Here is a 21,159-nt window from a genome sequence, read left to right on the forward strand (position 1 = left end):
CTTATCACCAAGCAACAGATTTGTTTTTGCCTAGTTTTATAATATTAACCTCATCATCCCAAACCACAAGACCTGTCTTGATGTCTGTAAGTGTGAGCAAGAAGTAATAATCCACTCTTTGCTTTGAGCCTATTTTGGTATTTCTTTGAACGATTTTTCCAGAGAGAGACAATTCAGGGGCTATTAGGCTCCCTTTTTCTTGAACAGTATATTGATTAAATTCATCATTTTTTCTGGCATCTCGAGCTTTTTGTAGCATTTTGTCAGTTGTTCCCCCACTTCCAGAAAGAGCCATTGTGAGGATAAATTTTCCACTATTTCGCATATCTCGAGTTATTTTTCGAGTAAGCTCTTCAGTGCTGAAATTTTGCATCGTATCGTTAGTAACATCTGAAATCGCTAGAACCTTTGGTTTTTTTTCGGTCGCTAGATTTTTTACATAGCCACTTTGAAGCAGGGATTGAACACTTTTATTTGCCGCATCTTCAATATCATGATAATCTAATCCAATACTTGTATATTCTTTAGAGTCTTTTGTATCGATATATTTGACTTTGTCAGCACAACCAATAAAGATTAATGCACTCAAGGCTACCATACTCAAAATTTTTGTATTCATTGTTTTTCTCCTATGATCAGTTTAGGTATTATATTATTTTTTGTTGTTCTTATGTATATAATATTATTGCTATTTTTGCATATTTTGTATTCTTTTTCATTCACGGGGGTTGATTTTTCTACAAGGGGAGGGTTTTTGTTTTTAGTACAATCTTCAAACCCAATTTCTAAGATTTCTCTGCCATCAGCTAAAAGGTTTATTTGTTCTTTATTGTTTTCTATGCGATTTAGCCATACTTTGTGCGGAAACACGGTTGTGATTCTAGTATCAGCAGCTGTGGTTGCTGCAGAAAATAGAGCTCCTCCTATGGCAGCATAACTTCCTAGTGTTTGGGTTAAAACACTTTGCATAGAAGCTTTATAGACTGCTGAAATGATAGCACGAGTGATGATATAGGGTAATTGTTTTGAAAATTCATTGGCGATTATGCCATCAAAAAGAGATATTTCTTCAAAATTTTTAGACCCCATTTTTGTTTTGATGTCAAAAGAATTATAAAAGCTAATTCCTTCTTCTAGTTGCGGTAATGCTAATCCAAAATAAAGAACCTCACTACTTATGAGATATAGTGGTAATTTTATACTGAATTCTTTTTTCGTGGGGGATTTTCCATCTTCAATCACAATCCAAGTGTATTTTTTTTTGTCATATTTATTATTTTGAAATGCAAACATATCTTGAGCAATAATTTTGGAGTGATTGATCCCATAGGCTTCTTTAAGTAAATCCATTCCTTTTGGATCTCCTTGTAGAGAAAAATATAAACCAGATATATAAGATACTAAAGGATTAATAAAACCACTATAAATAGCAAAATGTTTTAGGTTGGAATATTGAGAATTCAAGATTTTATCAATTTTTTCGCTAGAAGTATTTTGATTGATTTCTTCTGAAGCCTTAGGATCTTTTTTATATTTTTCTTTTTGTATTTTTATGGCTTTTTGAATTTCTTTTTCATAATATTCTTTTGCTCTTCTTTGTCTATCATTAGCACGATTGAACTCTACTCGTGCTCTTGAATTATCGCCTATAGCCAGTGCATCAAGGGCTTTGTAGTAATTGATAAGTACACCTTCATAAATGCTCCCTTGATAGCTTTTTACATTGTCGTTAATGAGTGTAGCCCCTGTATTGCTCAGAGAATTTGATAATATTCCTTGTGCTTGTTTGTGATTCAGTAATTTTTCAGCAGTATCTAAAATAGACATTGATTCTTTATAGTTTCCTGCTATATAGCCACTTACACCACTTTGAATTTGCCATAAAAGATGATTTTTGATTTTCTTTTTTGAAAATACAAAGGCTTCTTGTGGTTTTTTTTCATAATAAAGCCTGTTAAAGGTATTGAGATTTTCCTGATAGGCACATCCGGTGAATATCAATAAAAAAAATAAAAACGAAGCAGTATAAAAACTTTTCATTATAAATATCTTTTAAGGGATTTCTAATTGTTTTATTAAATCTTAAAAAACCTTAAAACTCAATATTATGCTTAAAAAGATTTACTATGTATGGTTTTAAAATACAAATGATAATCAAGAAATGGAGGACTAAAGCTATCTATAAAGAACAAAAAGGCAAAATTATAGCATTATAAAGTCTAAACAAATAGGGGTTAAAATGCATTCTTTATCTATACAACCAGACCATCTTCCAATGCTTGAAAAAATGTCTAACACAATTCGTTTTTTGTGTGCGGATATGGTTCAATCTGCAAATAGCGGACATCCAGGAGCTCCAATGGGACTAGCAGATATTGCTACTGTTCTTTCTTTTCATATTAATATTAATCCTAAAAATCCTAATTGGATAAATCGCGATAGATTAGTTTTTAGTGGGGGACATGCTAGTGCTTTGGTGTATAGTTTAATCCATTTGTGGGGCTTTGATATTACTTTAGATGATTTGAAATCTTTTCGTAAGTTTGGATCAAAGACACCTGGTCATCCAGAATTTGGTCATACACAAGGGGTAGAGATTACCACAGGTCCATTAGGGCAGGGTGTGGCTAATGCTGTTGGATTCGCTATGGCATCTAAGTATGCTCAAAGTATTTTGGGAGAAAAGGTTATCAATCATAAAGTCTATTGTTTTTGTGGAGATGGAGATCTTGAAGAAGGTATTAGCTATGAAGCTTCTTCGATAGCAGGTCATCATAGGCTTGATAATCTTATTATGATTTATGATAGCAATGCTATCACTATAGAGGGTGATTTAAATGTTGCGATGAGTGAAGATATAAGCAGGAGATTTGATGCACAAGGTTGGAGGGTTTTAAAATGTAATGGTCATGATTTTATTTCCATTAATAATGCTATCGCAGATGCTAGAAAATCTGATAAACCCACCATTATTATTGCAAACACAACGATTGCCAAAAATGCACTAGGGTTAGAAGGTTCTCATAAATCTCATGGAACACCCTTGGGTGAGGAAGTTATTAGAACTTCAAAAAAAGCTTTTGGTTTTGATGAGAGGGAGACTTTTGCGATTGCAGATGATGTGGCAATTCGTTTTAAAAATGTACTAGAAAGAGGGGAGTTGAGTGAAAAGATTTGGCAAGATTCACTCCAAGAAAGTGTAAAACAGAAGATTTATGAACTACAACATCCTGATTTTTCTAAGATTGTTTATCCTGATTTTTCAACTTCAACTAGCTTGGCAACTAGAGTGAGTAATGGAAAGATTTTAAATGCCATTTCCAAAGCACTAGAAGGGTTTATTGGTGGAAGTGCAGATCTTGCACCATCAAATAATACGCATTTAGAAGGACGAGGGGATTTTCCAAAAGGAAAAAATCTACATTTTGGAATACGCGAACACGCGATGGGAGCTATCAGTAATGCTTTAGCAAATTATGGACTATTTTTACCTTTTTGTGCGACATTTTTTGTTTTTAGTGATTATATGAGTGCGAGTATCCGAGTGGCTTCTATTATGAAAGCAAAATTATTTTATATCTTCACTCATGATAGTATTGGTGTAGGAGAGGATGGGGCAACGCATCAACCCATTGAGCAGCTCACCCATCTCAGAGCTATTCCTAATCTTTATGTGTTTCGCCCTGCTGATGCGTATGAAAATATTGCTTGTTGGAAAATAGCACTTGGATTAAAAAGTCCCAGTGCGTTTGTGCTTTCAAGACAAAATTTACCAGTTCTTAGAGCAGTTCAAGAAGATAAAGTTTCAAGAGGTGGATATATTTTGAAGGATTGTGCTTCTGCACAAATAACACTTTTAGCCACAGGTTCTGAAGTGCATATCGCATTAGAAGGGGCAAAGATATTAGAAGGTCAAGGAATTGCAACCAGGGTTGTTAGTGTACCTTGTTATGATTTGCTTATCTCTCAGGATAAAGAATATATTCGATCCCTTTTTGGAGATACTAAGGTTCTAGCCATAGAGGCTTCTAGGGGGATTGAATGGTATGTTTTTGCTGATGATGTGCTTGTTATGGATAGTTTTGGAAGTTCTGCAAAAGGCGATGAGTTATTCAAACATTATGGCTTCAGTGCTGAAAATATTGCCGTGAGAGCAAAAGCATTGATCAAATAAGGATAGATGCTAAAATGTTTGATACAATAAATACAAAAAACTAATTAAAAAGGGAATTGTATTGAAAGAACTTTTTGAACAAAAATCTCCCCTGTATGTGTTTTCTACCCAAAGATATATTAATGAATTTTATAGAGAATTTGAAGATGGTTTTTTGCCTCAAGTTATGGGTGCAGGGGAGTTTTTTTCTACCATTGTATTTGTACCTTTTCTCAAGGCTGTACCAAAAAATATTCGCAAGGTATTTTTGTTAAGTGCTATCGCACAAGCTGAAAATCTCACTTCTATGCTCGTATTTGAAAAAAGTTTTTTGGCTTATTTGGAAAGTAGTTCTTTTTTATTTAATTTTTTTGATGAGATGACCTCATTTTTAATAGATATTAAACAAATCCCTTTAAAGGATACATACGGGGATTACGAAGATCATTTACAGGTTCTTTTTGGTATCTATGAAAAATATACTCAAAAGCTTAAAGAATATGGATTCTACGATGCTTTAGTTGGAAATAATTATGAGATATTGAATAAATATTTTGAAAATAATTCTTGTGTTGAGTTTTATTTAGATGGTTTTTTATCCACTCAAGAGAAGCAGATTTTGACCAAAGTTTCAGAGGTGGTTCCGGTATTTTTACACATTAAAACAGATCAGTATAATCTTTCTCATTTTGATTTTCTCAATATCGCTTTTGAGCCAGATTATGAGTATAAAATTAATCTAGGAAACTCTGAAATTATTTCAAAAAAATCTATTGCAAATCAAAACGAAATTCAAGTTTTTGGTTTCAGTTCAAGACTTTCACAAACAGCTTTGGTTTTTGCAAGAGTGAATGAATGGTTGAGTTCGGGTATAGATCCTCAAAAGGTAGCAATTATTACTCCAAGTGAAGATTTTGCCAAGTATCTCAAGCTTTTAGATAAACACAATAATCTCAATCTTGCAATGGGTAAAAATATAGCAGAATATCCTTATATTCAAACACTAAAAAACAAGCTCAAATCTATAAAAGAAACCCCATTACAGGAAAAAGAACATCCTTTATATTGGCTCGTGCAGATAACAAATGAAGTCTTAGAATCTAACTCCGATAAAGGAATTTTGATAAATTTTCACGACGAACTGATAACATCTTATGAGAAAATTAAAAATATTTTTGATGAATTCTCTTATTGTGAAATTTTGGAATTGTATTTATCGGATTTTATGAATTTTCGTATAGATGATGCAAGTGGTGGAAAGATAAAAGTAATGGGTGTCTTAGAATCCAGAGGTCTTAGCTTTGAAGCTGTTGTGATTGTGGATTTTAACGATCAATTTGTACCTAGTTATAAAGATAGTGATATGTTCTTAAATACCACTATTAGAAAATCATTACAAATCCCTACTGTAAAAGATAGACAGGATTTACAAAAGCATTATTATTTACAGATTTTTAAAAATACTCATAAGGTTGATATTGTTTTTACAAATACCGAAAGTAATCCATATTCCAAAATGCTTGATGAACTTGATTTGAGTGAAAAAATCATAAATGGAGATGAAAAATACACTATTTTTCCAATCAACGAAGAAAAAATTTACAAAAAAGAAGAGATTGTTTTGAAGATACCATCAGATTTTGTATTTTCGGCTTCAAAACTCAATACCTTTTTTTCTTGTAAGCGAAGATTTTATTATGCCTACATAGAAAAACTTACACCCCCAAAAGATTCTAGTGGAGAGATAAGCTCTATCATTCACCAGGCTTTGAATTTGCAATACAGCGCCTTTATTGGAAAGGTTTTAGATGTGCAGACTATCAAAAACAATTTTCAAAAATACATCGATCAATTTCAAGTGGATAGTAAAATCAATAAACTTAAGATTGAAATGGCGGCTTTTGAACTTCAAAATTTTTGGAAAATAGAACAAAAGAGATCTTTTGAAGGTTGTATGGTATTGGGTTGTGAGCAAGAATTTAGAACAAATATAGCAGGATTTAATTTTTTAGGTAGGATAGATAGAATTGATGAGTTAGATGGTGTTATTTATTTGATTGATTATAAATACAAATCTAAGCTAAAGGTGAATTCAAAAAAAGAAACCCAATACCCCGATTTTCAGCTGGCAGTTTATGACTATGGAGCTAGATCTTTAGGCTATGATGGAAAAATAAAAGGTTATATCTATGATCTCAAAAAAGGAGAATTATTAGAAGAGGAATCTTTTGAAAAAAATAAACAAAAATTGCTAGAAGAATTAAAAATATTCCACGAAGAAATAAACTTTGAAACTACAGAAGAAAAGAAAACCTGCAGATATTGTCCCTATGAGGATATTTGCTGTGTTTAGAAGATGTAAATATCTTCTTTTGAGTTTTAATTTTAGAGTAGAAATCAGTCTTTTAGACTTGCGATTTGCTCTTTAGAAACGACGGTAAATTTTGTATTTTCATTGCATTTAGAATTTCTAGCTTCCTCCAAAAGTTGCTTGATGTCTGCATCAACATAGGGATCGATATAGCCTAATTCAAATTTTTGACGGCTAATATTTGCATAAAATTCTCCATCTTTTTTTACAATCACCACGCTATAATCTTTTGAAATAGACATAATTTGGATTTTTAGTGACATTTCTAATTTTTGATTGGTTGTAAAAATCAAGAACTTTTTCTCATGGGTTTGTTTATATTTATAATAGTAGTTATATACAGCCTTTTCATTATCGCTTAATTTATTTTTATCTAATCTACGTAGGTATTGACCTAAAAATGTCATCGTGCAATATGAATCATTAATATCATGCTTAAAGAACATGTTTTTGATAGCCTTTGAATTCATTCCTAGTTTCCATATCCTATCATCAAGCTGTGTTGCGCACACATTCATCGCTTCAACTGTTTTATCTATTAGAAGTTCATAAAACTTTTTAAATGTTGCTTCAAAGAGTTTAAAAAATTGTGCCTTAAAATTTTCAGCCAATTTTGTAAGATTTTCCAGAGTTTTTTGGAGTATTTTTATTTCTTCTTCAGATTTTGAGATGATCGCACGTATATTTTCTAGTTTTGCATTCAAGGCTTTTTCATCATTTTTTTTGTTCTCTAGCTTGAGTCTTATTTGTTTGATTTCATACACCCCGTTGCGGATTTTGTTGTTTAATTGGAGAATTTTTTCTTTTGTTCCTAAAATAGCTTTAGTAACGCCTCTATAGTTGTATTGCATGTCCAAAAAAGATTCTTCATAAATTTTACTCGCATTTATATTGACATTTTTTGTGAAATTTTTATAAGAATACTCTAGCCTATTAAGTCGTTGTAAATCTATAACAAAGGCATCCATCGTGATATTTCTATCTGTAAATACCAAATAATCCATTGCTTTTAATAGGAATCGTTTGGTTTGCAAATAGTTGATTTTAGCTTTTTCATTTGATTCATTCATAATAAAATTAATCGCACTGAATTCTTGTGCAAAATATTCCTTCAAACAATCTTGTACCGAAGAAGTCAGTTCGATATTTTTTAATGTGAAATAATTTGTTTCTTTAAATATCTTTTGTGCTATTTGATTGCGAATATCCTGTTCTTTTTGCTTAAGTTCTTCATCGGAGTTACTTTTCCAAAAGTCTATTTCTTTGATGATTGAACCAGGTGGAAAATCTTGATAATAAGAGGCTTTGGCATCTGTGATTGAATATCCATTACTATCACATCGAAATTCCACTAGCATACCCACAACGGGCAAAAATCTGGAATCGTGCCAACTTTCTTTTCTTAGCTCAAATATTTTTTTGGAAGAATTGGTCACGACCCCTGAACCTGTTGAAATAGAATATCTCAATATTTTTCCGTGCATTATCAATCCTAATTTTTGTTGTGCGTTCGCTACTGTGCTATAATTCTAAAATTAGAATTCTATCTAAAAGGACAAACTATCAAAAAATTATACACTTTTGTCATATTTTCTGCAACTTTTATATTTTTTTCTATCGCTACAATATTTGGTAATACTGGCTTAGTGGGGAAGTTTGGGGTTTTTTTTGCAGAAAAAAATATCTATATTTTTGGATATTTTTCTTATGTGTACTTGCTTTTTTTGATTTATCCTGCCTATAGGTTGTATAAGAATCAAGAGTTTAATCAACGTCGTTTGGAACTTATACTAGGCGGAATTTTAGGATTTCTTGGGCTACTTATTGCTCAAGCGATGATTTTTCAAAAAGGATTTTTGGGTCAAATTATTTTCGATTTTTTACATCCATTTATAGGAACCTTTGGAATTTTTATCTTGGTATTATTGATGTTTTTTATTGCTTATATAATCTTTTTTCAAAGACATTTTATGCGTTTGACTCTTGTTGTTAGAATGTATTTTAAAAAAGTTTCAGATTTCATAAAGGATGTTGATTTTAAAACCTTTGGAAAACATATTTCAATATTTGATAAAACTAAAAATGATGCACATTTTCATCCTAAACCCATTTCTGATATACAAATCTTTAATCCAACCTCAATTTCAAATAAAGAAGATGAAGATTCTCAAGATACTCTTAGTTTAAAAGCCCCTGAAATTCGTTTTAATGAAAATAATATTAAGGTCACTTATAATCATGTTGTAGATAAAAATGATGAAGAAAAAAAATATGCAGATATGGTTAGATTGGTTGGTGAAGATGAGGAAGGAGAGGTTCGAAAAGCAGATGTTGAATACTTTTTGGATAAAAATAAAAAATTCTTTGATCAGTTATCCAAAGAACATTTTGAAGAACAAGGAGAGCAAAAATCTAACAAAGATTTTGAGAAAATCATAAGAGATATTTCAAAAAATATTCAAACAACAAAGAAAATTTCTAAAGAAGAGGTTTTTTCAGATATAAGTCATCTTGATGAAAAATCATCACTACTCAAAGAGGATTTGAAATCCGATGAAGTTAGCCATTTTCAAGAAAAATCAGTAGATAATTTTAATTCTCAAGAGTATTTGGAAGCATCTCAAACGATTCAGCAAAATCAGGGAACAGATATTATAGGTGAAATACCTAGTTTTACTCAAAATATTCCTACATATAGATCAAAAACGGTTATAGTAAAAGAGCTTAGTGAGAATACACAACTTCTTCAAGAGCTTGAATTTGGAGAACCAGAGAAACCAAAAGACTATAAACTCCCTAATCTTGATCTTTTAGAAAAACCAAAAACTAAATCAATTCAAATTGATGAAAATGAAATCGATCAAAAAATTCAAGATCTTCTCGCAAAACTGAAGATGTTCAAAATCGATGGAGATATTTCTAGAACTTATTCAGGTCCAATTGTCACAACTTTTGAATTTAAACCCGCAGCAAATGTCAAAGTTAGTAGGATTTTGACTTTGGGAGATGATTTGGCGATGGCACTTAGGGCACAATCTATACGTATTCAAGCTCCAATACCAGGAAAAGATGTTGTGGGCATTGAAATACCTAATGCCAAAACAGAGATTATTTATTTGCGCGAGATATTAGAAAGTGATCTTTTTGAGAATTCTTCTTCGCCACTTACTTTGGCACTTGGAAAAGATATTGTTGGTAATCCATTTATTACCGATCTAAAAAAACTTCCTCATCTTTTGATTGCTGGAACGACAGGAAGTGGTAAAAGTGTGGGTGTAAATTCAATGATATTGTCACTTCTTTTTAGAAATTCTCCAGATAATCTTAAGCTTATTATGATAGATCCTAAAATGGTTGAATTTAGCATGTATAGTGATATACCGCATTTGCTCACTCCTATTATTACAGATCCTAAAAAAGCAATTTCAGCATTGGCAAGCGCAGTCAATGAGATGGAACGTCGTTATAAGATTATGAGTGAGTCAAAGACAAAGAATATTGACAAATACAATCCCAAGGCCAAACAAGAAGGTTTGGAGGTTTTTCCATTTTTGGTGATTATTATTGATGAACTTGCTGATTTAATGATGACTGGAGGAAAAGAAGCTGAATTTCCAATTGCCAGAATTGCCCAAATGGGTAGAGCAGCAGGGCTTCACCTCATAGTTGCTACCCAACGTCCTAGCGTGGATGTGGTAACTGGGCTTATAAAAACCAATCTTCCTTCAAGGATTAGTTTTAAAGTAGGTTCAAAAATAGATTCTAGGGTTGTTTTAGATACTGAAGGAGCACAAAGTCTTTTAGGAAGGGGGGATATGCTATTTACTCCCCCTGGTGTTAGTGGGGTTGTTAGGCTTCATGCTCCTTGGGCATCAGAAGAAGAAATTGAAGAAATTGTAGAATTTATCAAATCTCAAAGAGAGGTTGAATACGATAAGAGTTTTTTCGTTGAAGAATCTAATCTCGTTTCTAAAAACATTCCTTCTGAAGGTGGAGAACTCATTGATGATGCCAAAAGAATTATCTTGCAGGATAGAAAAACTTCTATCAGCTACCTGCAAAGAAAACTTGGAGTGGGATATAATAAATCTGCTTCCATTATTGAAGAGCTTGAAAGTCAGGGATTTCTCTCTCCTCCAAATTCAAAAGGAATTAGAGAGATTGTGGGGAATTAAATATTTTTCGAAATATCTTGGAATTTATTTATTTTTGAGTTAATATTTTAAAATACATTTTATAAGGATTTTTATGTGGATTACTAGACAAATTAGCCCAAATTTTAGGCAGGAATACACCATCGAAACGAAGATTCTTGATGCTAGAAGCAAGGAACATATCTTAGAAATTTTTAAAAGTGATGATTTTGACCAAATTGCAATGATAGATGAAAAATACATTATGTTAAAAAAATATCTCTACATTGAAAGTGAATTAAATGCTCACATAGGCATGTGCTCTCATCCAGATCCAAAAAATGTTTTGATATTGGGAGGATTTAATCTTGAGGTTGCCTATGAAATTTTGAGGCATGAGGGAGTAGAAGTTGATTTTGTCCAAAGCGACGAGAAGGTTTTTGACTCTCTTATTAGTTTTTTGCCAAATTTTTCTTCAGTGACTCAAGATATTAGATTTAAAAAATATGATAGAGCGATCGATTTGCCTGTAAAAAAGTATGATCTCATTATTTGCCTCAATCAACCAAATAGACATGAGATAGATGGAATTTCTAGGATGCTTTCAAAAGAAGGTATTTTGATTTTTTCTACAAAACATCCATTGCTAGAATTTGATTCTTTTAAAGATAGTATTTCAAGTGCAGGTGAATTTTTTAATATAGTGATGCCATTTTTTGCTCCTCTGTCAATTATTACCGACAAAGGTTTTGTTTTTGCGTCCAAAAGATACCACCCTTTGGCAGATATGCTATTGCAAAAAATAGATATGCTAGAAGGACTTAAATATTATAATCCTGATATTCATCAGGCTAGTTTTGCATTGCCAAATCTTCTGAATGAAAAACTCAAGGGTATATTAAAAAATTAAATATGTCAGCTTTTAAATACGCTATTGTCATTACTGGAGGTATAGGAACAGGAAAAAGTTCAGTTTCAACTATTTTACGTTTGTATGGCTATACCATTATAGATGCAGACAAGATAGCCCATCAGGTTTTGGAAGAAAATAGTGCTTTAGTGAAAGAATTATTTTCTCAGGATATTTTAGACAAAGATTTGAAAATAGATAGAAAAAAACTAGCTCAAATTATATTTTCTAATGAAAAAGACAGAAGAAAATTAGAACATTTTTTGCACCCAAAAATACGTCAAGAAATACTCAATCAAGCCTCAGATCTTGAGATTTATAAGCAATATTATTTTTTAGATATCCCATTATTTTTTGAAGTTGGAGGTAGAGAAACTTATGAGGTTGATAAGGTTTTATTGATCTATGCTCCTAGAGAAATGCAAATACAAAGAATTGTGACTAGAGATGGCATTTCTGAAGAAGAAGCGATAAAACGCATTGATGCACAAATGGATATTGAGAAGAAAAAATTGCAAAGTGAAAATATCATCAAGAACACAAGAGGCTTGAAATATCTTCAAGAAGAGGTCGAGAATTTTTTAAAAACACTTTGAATTGATATATTAACATGCGGTGAATTTAAAATTTTAGATTACCAAATATTATCATTAAGGGTTTTTTGGAGACATAATATAGCTTAAAAAAATTGAGGATTTAGAGAGATTTTTAAGCTATAAAGGTTTATAATTCTCGCAGATTAATCCTAATTTGAAGGAAAAATATGATAACTCTCAAGAAAGCTTTATCGCTAAATGAAGAAGAACTCAAACATATAAAAGATGATATTGCAAAGAAAGTCAAAGAAAATCTTGAGATAAATGCTTATATAACAGATCCCTTATCGAGTGCTGATAAAGGGGTTCCTATTTTAATAAAAGACAATATAAATGTAAAAGATTGGGAGATTACTTGTGCTAGCAAGATACTCAAAGGCTACATATCCCCTTATAATGCAAGCGTAATAGATAAACTTCATCAAAATGGCATGTGTGCTTATGGAAGAGCGAATATGGATGAATTCGCTATGGGTAGCACAACTGAATCAAGTTGCTATGGTAGAACTAAAAATCCTAGAGATATTTCAAGGGTTCCTGGAGGAAGTTCTGGAGGAAGTGCTGCAGCGGTTGCTGCTGGTATTGCAATAGCAGCACTTGGAAGTGATACGGGCGGTTCTATCAGACAACCTGCAGCGTTTTGCGGATGTGTAGGATTAAAACCTACATATGGAAGGGTCAGCAGATATGGACTTGTTGCTTATAGCTCTAGTCTTGATCAGATTGGTCCTATTACTCAAAATATTGAAGATTGTGCCATATTGTTTGATGCCATCAGTGGTTTTGATAAGATGGATTCAACTAGTTTTAATCTACCCTCTACTCAGACATTTTCAAAATTAGATGGAGATAGAAGATTTAAAATAGCTGTTTTGGATGATTATCTCAAAGATGCTGATCTTGAAATTCAAAAATCTTATCAGGATACTATCAAGACGCTTGAATCAATGGGGCATAAAATAGTTTCCAAGAGTATGTTAGATACGAGTTATCATATCTCTGCATATTATATTATTTGCACTGCTGAAGCGAGTTCAAATCTAGCTAGGTTTGATGGCGTAAGATATGGAAATAGGGCTGATTGTTTGGATGATTTGAAGGATTTGTATATCAAAACTAGAAGCGAGGGATTTGGTGAAGAAGTTAAAAGACGGATTATGTTAGGAAGTTTTGTTCTAAGCAGTGGTTATTATGATGCCTATTATATCAAAGCTCAAAAAATCAGAAAAATGATACAGCGACAATATGAAGAAATATTTGATGATGCTGATATGATTTTAAGCCCTATAGCTCCTAGTGTTGCCCCAAAATTTGGAAGTTCACACTCCCCTCTTGAAATGTATTTGAGTGATATTTATACTATTGGTGTAAATCTTGCTGGTATCCCTGCAATTTCTTTGCCAGTGGGAAAATCAAAAGACAATCTTCCTGTTGGAATGCAGCTTATCGGAAAAAATTTTGGTGAGCAAGAGATACTTGATTGTGCTTATGGAATCGAAAAGATTTTAGATATAGATTTTAATTAGGAGAAAAAATGAGATTGATACAAAAAGCCCTAACTTTTGAGGATGTATTATTAGTGCCGGGTTACTCTGAAGTGTTACCAAAAGAGGTTTGTGTTGTCTCTAAACTCACTAGAAATATCACTCTGAATATTCCTTTTGTAAGTGCGGCTATGGATACAGTAACAGAGTATAGAACAGCTATTTCGATGGCTAGATTAGGCGGAATAGGGATTATCCACAAAAATATGGATATTGCTTCTCAAGTCAATCAAATAAAAAAAGTCAAAAAAAGTGAAAGTGGCATCATTACAGATCCTATTTATATCCAAGCTAATCGTAGCTTGGCAGATGCAAAGGCAATCACTGATAATTATAAAATTTCAGGCGTTCCAGTTGTTGATTCTGATGGATTACTCATAGGTATTCTCACTAATAGAGATGTCAGATTTGAAACAGATTTGAGTAAAAAGGTTGGAGATGTAATGACAAAAGCTCCACTTATAACAGCGAATGTAGGTATTAGTTTGGAAGAAGCTAGAGAGATTATGCACAAACACAGGATAGAAAAACTTCCCATTGTTGATAATAAAAATGTTCTAAAAGGTTTGATTACTATTAAAGATATTCAAAAACGTATTGAATATCCTAATGCAAATAAAGATGAATTGGGGCGATTGAGGGTTGGTGCAGCTATAGGTGTCAATCAGATTGATAGGGCAGAAGCGTTGGTTCAAGCGGGTGTAGATGTATTGGTATTAGATAGTGCTCATGGGCATTCTGTTAATGTTATTCGAACATTGGAAAATGTAAAAAATAAATTAAAAGTAGATGTTATTGTTGGGAATGTTGTGACTCCTAAGGCTACTTCAGATCTTATTAGTGCTGGAGCAGATGCAATAAAGGTGGGTATAGGACCAGGTAGTATTTGCACTACAAGAATCGTAGCTGGAGTAGGTATGCCTCAGATTTCAGCTATTGATGGTTGTGCAGGTGTAGCAATCAAGCATGGAGTACCTATTATTGCAGATGGAGGGATAAAATATTCAGGCGATATCGCAAAAGCTCTCGCTGTAGGTGCTTCTAGCGTCATGATAGGGAGTTTGTTAGCTGGAACAGAAGAATCCCCTGGAGATTTGATGATTTTCCAAGGCAGACAATATAAAAGTTACAGAGGAATGGGAAGCATTGGTGCAATGAGTAAGGGTAGCTCAGATAGATATTTCCAAGAAGGGACAGCTCAAGAAAAACTTGTTCCTGAGGGTATTGAGGGTAGGGTGCCTTATCGGGGAAAGATTGCTGATGTGATACATCAGTTAGTTGGAGGACTTAGATCTTCTATGGGGTATTTGGGTAGTAAGGACTTGAGACATTTGCAAGAAAATGCAGAATTTGTAGAAATTACTTCTGCTGGACTTAGAGAATCACATGTTCATGATGTTGATATTACAAAAGAAGCTCCTAATTATCACGGATGATGAAAGTCATCAAAACTAGTGATAATACCTTCACTTTGTATAACAAAGAATTCAATGAATGTTATCATAGTCTTGGAGATGGCGCTTATACAGAGACATTATATAAACATATTTTGCCACCCATAGAGCTCACAAATCTGTTTTACAAGTCGCATCTTAGGATTTTGGATATTTGCTTTGGACTTGGATACAATTCTTTTACAACTATTTCACAGTATTTGAAGAGGCGGTATAAAGGGAAATTAGAGATATTTTCACCTGAAAAAGACGGAAAAATATTTGAAAAATTAGCTTTATTAGAATATCCTGCAGAGATTGAAAATATTGATATTTTTAAGATTATCAATGAATTGCAAACTACTAAAAAATCCTTTCCAACTCCACAGATTAGTCTTGAAATATTTTTTGGTGATGCTAGAGAATATCTTGATACCTTTAGAACAAATAGCATTGATATTATTTACCAAGATCCCTTTAGCCTGAAAAAAAATCCAGAGTTATGGGATGCCAAGTATTTTGCAAAGCTATTTGAAATAGCAACAGATGAATCTATTGTTACAACTTATTGTACGCATTCAGCTGTAAAACGAACAGCCAAAGAGGCGGGTTTTTTTGTTTATGAACATCAAAGTGGCTTTACTAGAAAAAGCACTCTATTGACAAAAAAACCACTAGATAAATTGAATTTTATTGAATATAACTAAGCATTTCTTTTATGAGTTAAATCTTAATATTTGTTTGATTTTTTTATAAAACCTAAGATAAAAACTAGCTTGAAATAAAAATAGAGGATTTTTTTGAAGATAGGATTTGATTCTATATAGCAATAGAGTTTTTTTATGCAGTGCTATGATTGTGCATGGTAGTCTATTGAGATGTTCTTGTAAAAAAGGAGTTTGTGCGAGATAAAAAAACCATAGATCGGATTTGGGTTCATCTGTATAAAACCAAGGCTTTTTATGACCTGCATAATGGATTTGAATCGGTTGAAGTCTGGCTTCGTCAATTTGTTTTTGAGTATAAACACAAGGTGAGAGTTTTTCCCATTTTTCTCCACACACTTTCCAAGTATAATTTGCAATCATATGCTTGAGACTAAGTGTATGAATATGCGGATAACAAATGATATTGAGCACATCTTGTTCAGGTAGGATAAGCTTGTGGATATTTGATGTTGCATAATCGATGAATTTTTGTTCGATATTATTTTTTCGCATTGCTTTTAGATTGGCGATAAAATATCCTGCACCTATGCCATTTTGAATTGCTTCAAATTCTATTTTTGAGAACTTTTTATAACCCTCTTTCCAGCCGATAAGAGGATAAAATTGATCAGGATTGTTTAATTTGATTCCTGCTAGATACGAGGAAGTGTTTGCGTCAAAATCTAAAAAACTCTCGCTCACATCTCCTAGAAATACTACATCAACATCTGTAATGATTATTTTGTCATATTGCGGAAAAAATCTTGATGGAATAAATTTATAAAAAATTTCTTTGCTGAAATGATGTTTTGAAGTAAGACTTTCCCAAATATCGCTAAAGAGTCCTTTAGTATTAATAAATTCCAAAGAACAGTTTGAAAAGGATTCAATGGTCTTTTGTAGGGAGGCTTGTTGATCTTGGGTGATGTTATCATGTAGAACATAGAGTTTATATTCTATCCCCCCCCCCCATATAGGTATATTTTGTATTTTTTAGTAGCGAAAAAAAAGCTACGCTAGCAGGAATAACATAATTAGTATCAAAACAAAACATCACTGGAATAATTTGTTTTTGAGCGGTTGTGTTTTGCATCAATATCCTTTTTGAGATTATATGGGGAATTGTATAGAGATTTTTATAAAAGATTGCTTGAAATCCTCGCCATTAAAGGCGAGGATGGATAATCGAATTTTATTCTACTTCTGCATCAATGATATCATCATCTTTTTTATTTTTGTTGGATTGAGCATTTTGATCGCCACCTTCTTTTGCATACATAGCTTCAGCAAGTTTGTGACTAGCTTCAGTTAAAGCTTTTAGTTTTGTATCGATTTCTTCTTTTGAAGCATTTTCATTTTTTAAAGTTTCTTTGAGATCATCAAGAGCTTTTTGAATTTTCTCTACTTCTGTAGCTTCGAGCTTGTCTTTTAGTTCTGTTAAACTTTTTTCAGTTTGATACACTAAGCTATCAGCTTGATTTCTTGATTCAATAGCTTCTTTTCTTTTGGAATCTTCTTCTTTATGAAGTTCAGCATCTTTCACCATTTTTTCTATTTCACTATCAGATAAACCACTTGATCCAGAAATTTTGATTTCTTGAGATTTTCCACTCGCTTTGTCTTTTGCTGATACAGTTAAGATTCCATTTGCATCTATATCAAAAGTAACTTCAATTTGAGGCACTCCTCTAGGGGCAGCTGGAATGCCTGTAAGATCAAATTTTCCTAGAGATTTATTGTCTTTAGCTAGTTCTCTCTCTCCTTGCAAAACATGAATAGATACTGCAGGTTGATTGTCTTCAGCAGTTGAGAATACTTGAGCTTTTTTTGCAGGAATGGTTGTTCCTCTATCTATTACCTTGGTCATTACTCCACCTAGAGTTTCAATACCCAAACTAAGTGGTGTTACATCGAGCAACAATACATCTTTTACATCACCTTTTAAAACCCCTCCTTGAATGGCCGCACCAATAGCAACAACTTCATCAGGATTTACAGATTTATTGAGCTCTTTACCGATAAAATCTTTTACTCTTTGTTGAGCTTTTGGAATTCGCGTAGAGCCACCTACCATTACCACTTCAGAAATATCGCCTTTGCTAAGTCCGGCATCTTTGATAACAAATTCAATTTTTTTGATAGTTTCATCTATGAGATCATCTATCAAATTTTCAAATTTAGCTCGTGTTAGTTTTTTTACAAAGTGTTTTGGACCACTTGCATCAGCAGTAATGAAGGGGAGATTAATTTCAGTTTCTTGAGCTGAACTCAACTCTTTTTTTGCATTTTCAGCCGCATCTTTGAGTCTTTGAAGGGCCATAATATCGGATTTGATATCAATGCCACTTTCGTCCTTGAATTCTTTTGCTGCCCAGTCAATGATCCGATTATCAAAGTCGTCACCGCCTAAAAAAGCATCTCCACCAGTTGCTAAAACCTCTACAACATTGTCACCTGTTTCTAGGACAGTAACATCAAATGTTCCTCCACCTAGATCATAAACCATGATTTTTTCTGATTCTTTCTTATCAAGTCCATAGGCAAGGGCAGCTGATGTGGGCTCATTAATAATTCTTAAAACATTCAGACCAGCAATAGTCCCTGCTTCTTTTGTAGCCTTTCTTTGTGCGTCATTAAAGTATGCAGGAACGGTGATAACAGCTTCATTTACCTCTTCTCCTAAATAAGCCTCCGCATCTTCTTTAAGTTTCATTAAGATTTTTGCAGAGATTTCTTGGGGAGTATAAACTTTGTCTGCTATTTCTATTGCACAGGCTCCATTTCTATCAACGATTTTATAAGGAAGTCTTTTTTCAGCTTCTTTAGCTTTATCCTCATTGAACATTAAGCCCATAATTCTTTTGATAGAATAAATAGTTTTTTGAGGATTTGTGATGGCCTGTCTTTTTGCAGGTTCACCTACCAATATTTCACCCTTATCTGTAAAAGCCACGATGGAAGGAGTTGTATTTTTACCTTCTTTGTTAGCGATGATCTTTGCTTCATTTCCTTCATAAACTGCCATCGCAGAATTTGTTGTTCCTAAGTCGATTCCAATTACTTTTGCCATTTTTTATCCTTTGTATTAAATTTAGTTTTTTGCGATACTTACCATTGCTGGTCTTAGAACTCTTTCTTTATACTTATAACCCTTCTGTAAAACTTGCACGATGTCTCCATCTTGTTTGTCTTCTGCAGGAACTTGCATAATAGCATCATGGAAATTAGGATCGAAGTTTTCACTACAAGAAATTCCTTCAATACCATGTTTTGCTAAAACTTTATGCAAATTATCAAGCGTGAGTTCTAATCCTTGTGAAATACCCTCCGCTCCTGAAGTTTCTTTTGCACTTTGGAGTGCTTTTTCGAGGGTATCCACAATAGGCAATAGATCACGTGCTATTTTTTCATAAGCGTATTCTAAAGCCTGGTATTTGTCTTTTTCAAGACGTTTTTTGGTATTTTCAAAATCCGCGTGAACACGAATATAATTTTCTTGAAGTTCTTGATATTTTTTTTCATAGTCCTCCTGTTTTGGGGTATCTTCTTGTTTGGAAGAATCTTCTTTAGATATATCTTGATCTTGAATTTCTTCTTGATTTTCTGGGTTTGTTTCCATTTTTACTCCTTTGATGTTAAATTTACGAAGCTATTTCTTCATAAAAATATGTATAGTTCTTGTTTAGTTCCCCCATACAAAACATTTGTGCCTCTTTTTTATCAATACTGATGTCTTGAACAATACCAATACTACCTTCTGGAACGGTATTTTCAAAATAGATTCCCTTAGGTAATCTATCAAAAATATGTCCATCAGTTATTTCAAAGAATAATTTATGAAACTCTTGATACCTAAGTAGAAGAGCTAAAAATTCTATGCCAAATTTGTGTAAAGCTACATTAGAAACAAGATTTAGTTTTTCTAGTAGGGCTGTAGCACAAACTTGAGAAGCAATTTTTTTAATATCCTCAAATTCCAATCCGATAAGCTCTTTTAAAAATCGCTCCACAGAATGATTAAAGGGAACAGCAATTTCGTTGTTTTCAAAAGCTAATATTAAAAATCTATTCTCATAATTGATAACCTCTTTTAGTATTTGTGATGTTTTTTCTCTAATAACACAAAAAACACCAATTTTTTGACAGGCTTGTTGGATTTTCCCAATATCTACATTTAGAATGTTTTCTTTGTATTGGAGATTGGCTCTCCAGTAGCCTTTGAGTGCCCTGTTGGTTGGAATCCTTCCACTGCTGATGTGAGGTTGGGTTAAGATTCCTTCTTCTGAAAGAATTTTAAAGTAGTTTCTAATCGTCGCAGAGGAAATTTTTATGCTCATAGACATTTTTAGAGACTCCGATCCTATCGGTTCATTGAATTGGACATATCGTTTGATGATTCCATCTAAAAGCAAATCTTTTTTATGATTCATATCTAAAACCTTATTTGCGTTTTTAATGCGAAAAATATCTTGCGGTATTATAGCAAAAAAAGTTAATGAAATTAGCATTCATATAAAATTATTGCTAAAATTTTAAAAGGTTTAGTCAATATCAATAAACTTATATAAAGTAGATGACTAAATATTCTTTATATAAATATCTTGAAATATCGATGAAAATATTTTTATTGTGATTGTAAGTAATTAAATGTTAGAATAGCCCTATGAATATACATACAAAAAATATAGATCAATCTTTGGTTGAACAAATCAGTAGTGTTTCTTTGGCGATGTTTAGGAAGAGTTTCTTTGGCGTTTTTCATGGATCTATATCTTCCAGAATATCTCAAAATAGATTTTTGATAAACAAAAAAGATGCTATTTTTGATAGGATAGATAGCAATTCATTGATTATGCTTTATGATAAAGAAGACTATCGTTGGCAGGAAGCAAGTATAGATGCTTTCATTCATTCTAATATTTATCAAAATATTACAGAAGCACGTTTTGTTGTATATGCTATGCCACCTTATAGCGTAGCATATTCTTTATCACATGATGTTTTGATTCCAAAGGATTATTTTGGTTATCGTTTCTTAGGTAAACAGATAGATATTTTTGATCCAAAAGATTATGATAGTTGGTATGAAAGAGCGGATATTAACATTTTGAGATATTTTAAACAAACAAAAAAAGACTTTATATTTATAAAGGGATATGGAATTTATGCTTATCACAGAGATCTGTATTCTTTGGCAAAAACGATCGCTTTAATAGAAAATAGTTGTAAATTATTAAATCTAGCTAAGATGGTAGATATTGGATATGAAAATGAAACGAGGTTTAATATTTAAGTTTTCAAATATGGCTAAG

Annotated in this window: 17 protein-coding genes; 9 read left to right on the top strand and 8 right to left on the bottom strand. The window is 32.5% G+C overall.

Features of this window, described 5'->3' with window-relative positions:
* Positions 1 to 4: 4 nt before the first annotated feature.
* A complete protein-coding gene (lpoB, locus tag Q5I06_RS01420; protein ID WP_305516422.1) occupies positions 5 to 619 on the bottom strand; it encodes a penicillin-binding protein activator LpoB in 615 nt (204 codons plus the stop codon).
* Entirely contained in the window at positions 616 to 2,040 is a 1,425-nt protein-coding gene (locus tag Q5I06_RS01425; protein WP_305516423.1) for a COG3014 family protein, read from the bottom strand. Before Q5I06_RS01425 ends, lpoB begins: the two co-directional genes overlap by 4 nt.
* A 199-nt stretch (positions 2,041 to 2,239) precedes the next feature.
* Between Q5I06_RS01425 and tkt the strand changes: the two genes are divergently transcribed.
* Together tkt and Q5I06_RS01435 are read left to right on the top strand one after the other, a co-directional pair.
* Positions 2,240 to 4,174, top strand: coding sequence for a transketolase (tkt, locus tag Q5I06_RS01430; protein ID WP_305516424.1), 1,935 nt, complete (start codon positions 2,240 to 2,242; stop codon positions 4,172 to 4,174).
* A 61-nt stretch (positions 4,175 to 4,235) separates the two neighbouring features.
* A complete protein-coding gene (locus tag Q5I06_RS01435; protein ID WP_305516425.1) occupies positions 4,236 to 6,506 on the top strand; it encodes a PD-(D/E)XK nuclease family protein in 2,271 nt (756 codons plus the stop codon).
* 44 nt (positions 6,507 to 6,550) lie between these two features.
* On the opposite strand, the gene Q5I06_RS01440 is transcribed toward Q5I06_RS01435, so the two are convergent.
* Entirely contained in the window at positions 6,551 to 8,008 is a 1,458-nt protein-coding gene (locus tag Q5I06_RS01440; RefSeq protein ID WP_305516426.1) for a hypothetical protein, read from the bottom strand.
* 162 nt (positions 8,009 to 8,170) lie between these two features.
* Here Q5I06_RS01440 and Q5I06_RS01445 point away from each other — a divergent pair, with 162 nt between their 5' ends.
* The 6 genes from Q5I06_RS01445 to Q5I06_RS01470 all read left to right on the top strand — a co-directional run bounded on the left by Q5I06_RS01445 (position 8,171) and on the right by Q5I06_RS01470 (position 15,847).
* Positions 8,171 to 10,699, top strand: coding sequence for an FtsK/SpoIIIE family DNA translocase (locus tag Q5I06_RS01445; RefSeq protein ID WP_305516427.1), 2,529 nt, complete (start codon positions 8,171 to 8,173; stop codon positions 10,697 to 10,699).
* 73 nt (positions 10,700 to 10,772) lie between these two features.
* A complete protein-coding gene (locus Q5I06_RS01450; RefSeq protein WP_305516428.1) occupies positions 10,773 to 11,567 on the top strand; it encodes a spermidine synthase in 795 nt (264 codons plus the stop codon).
* Between the two features lie 2 nt (positions 11,568 to 11,569).
* Entirely contained in the window at positions 11,570 to 12,163 is a 594-nt protein-coding gene (coaE, locus tag Q5I06_RS01455) for a dephospho-CoA kinase (RefSeq protein WP_305516429.1), read from the top strand.
* A gap of 167 nt (positions 12,164 to 12,330) precedes the next feature.
* A complete protein-coding gene (gene gatA, locus Q5I06_RS01460) occupies positions 12,331 to 13,689 on the top strand; it encodes an Asp-tRNA(Asn)/Glu-tRNA(Gln) amidotransferase subunit GatA (protein WP_305516430.1) in 1,359 nt (452 codons plus the stop codon).
* An 8-nt stretch (positions 13,690 to 13,697) separates the two neighbouring features.
* On the top strand, positions 13,698 to 15,143 hold the full coding sequence (gene guaB / locus Q5I06_RS01465; RefSeq protein WP_305516431.1) for an IMP dehydrogenase: 1,446 nt from the start codon (positions 13,698 to 13,700) through the stop codon (positions 15,141 to 15,143).
* On the top strand, positions 15,143 to 15,847 hold the full coding sequence (locus Q5I06_RS01470) for a tRNA (5-methylaminomethyl-2-thiouridine)(34)-methyltransferase MnmD (protein ID WP_305516432.1): 705 nt from the start codon (positions 15,143 to 15,145) through the stop codon (positions 15,845 to 15,847). Before guaB ends, Q5I06_RS01470 begins: the two co-directional genes overlap by 1 nt.
* Positions 15,848 to 15,856: 9 nt before the next feature.
* On the opposite strand, the gene Q5I06_RS01475 is transcribed toward Q5I06_RS01470, so the two are convergent.
* The 5 genes from Q5I06_RS01475 to Q5I06_RS01495 all read right to left on the bottom strand — a co-directional run bounded on the left by Q5I06_RS01475 (position 15,857) and on the right by Q5I06_RS01495 (position 20,277).
* Positions 15,857 to 16,837, bottom strand: coding sequence for a glycosyltransferase family 8 protein (locus Q5I06_RS01475; RefSeq protein WP_370690910.1), 981 nt, complete (start codon positions 16,835 to 16,837; stop codon positions 15,857 to 15,859).
* Positions 16,797 to 16,940 (bottom strand): hypothetical protein, encoded by a 144-nt coding sequence (locus tag Q5I06_RS01480; protein ID WP_305516433.1) that lies wholly within the window; start codon positions 16,938 to 16,940, stop codon positions 16,797 to 16,799. Before Q5I06_RS01480 ends, Q5I06_RS01475 begins: the two co-directional genes overlap by 41 nt.
* A gap of 99 nt (positions 16,941 to 17,039) precedes the next feature.
* Entirely contained in the window at positions 17,040 to 18,917 is a 1,878-nt protein-coding gene (dnaK, locus tag Q5I06_RS01485) for a molecular chaperone DnaK (protein ID WP_305516434.1), read from the bottom strand.
* A gap of 21 nt (positions 18,918 to 18,938) precedes the next feature.
* Positions 18,939 to 19,466 (bottom strand): nucleotide exchange factor GrpE, encoded by a 528-nt coding sequence (grpE, locus tag Q5I06_RS01490; protein WP_305516435.1) that lies wholly within the window; start codon positions 19,464 to 19,466, stop codon positions 18,939 to 18,941.
* Between the two features lie 22 nt (positions 19,467 to 19,488).
* Positions 19,489 to 20,277 carry an HrcA family transcriptional regulator gene (locus tag Q5I06_RS01495; protein ID WP_305516436.1) on the bottom strand — a complete coding sequence of 263 codons (789 nt, stop codon included), beginning with the start codon at positions 20,275 to 20,277 and terminating at the stop codon, positions 19,489 to 19,491.
* Positions 20,278 to 20,510: 233 nt separating this feature from the next.
* Between Q5I06_RS01495 and Q5I06_RS01500 the strand changes: the two genes are divergently transcribed.
* Positions 20,511 to 21,140, top strand: coding sequence for a class II aldolase and adducin N-terminal domain-containing protein (locus Q5I06_RS01500; protein ID WP_305516437.1), 630 nt, complete (start codon positions 20,511 to 20,513; stop codon positions 21,138 to 21,140).
* Positions 21,141 to 21,159: the final 19 nt, after the last annotated feature.

Origin of the sequence: Helicobacter cappadocius (assembly GCF_030688855.1) — a bacterium.
In the GTDB taxonomy this organism is placed as follows: Bacteria; Campylobacterota; Campylobacteria; order Campylobacterales; family Helicobacteraceae; genus Helicobacter_J; species Helicobacter_J cappadocius.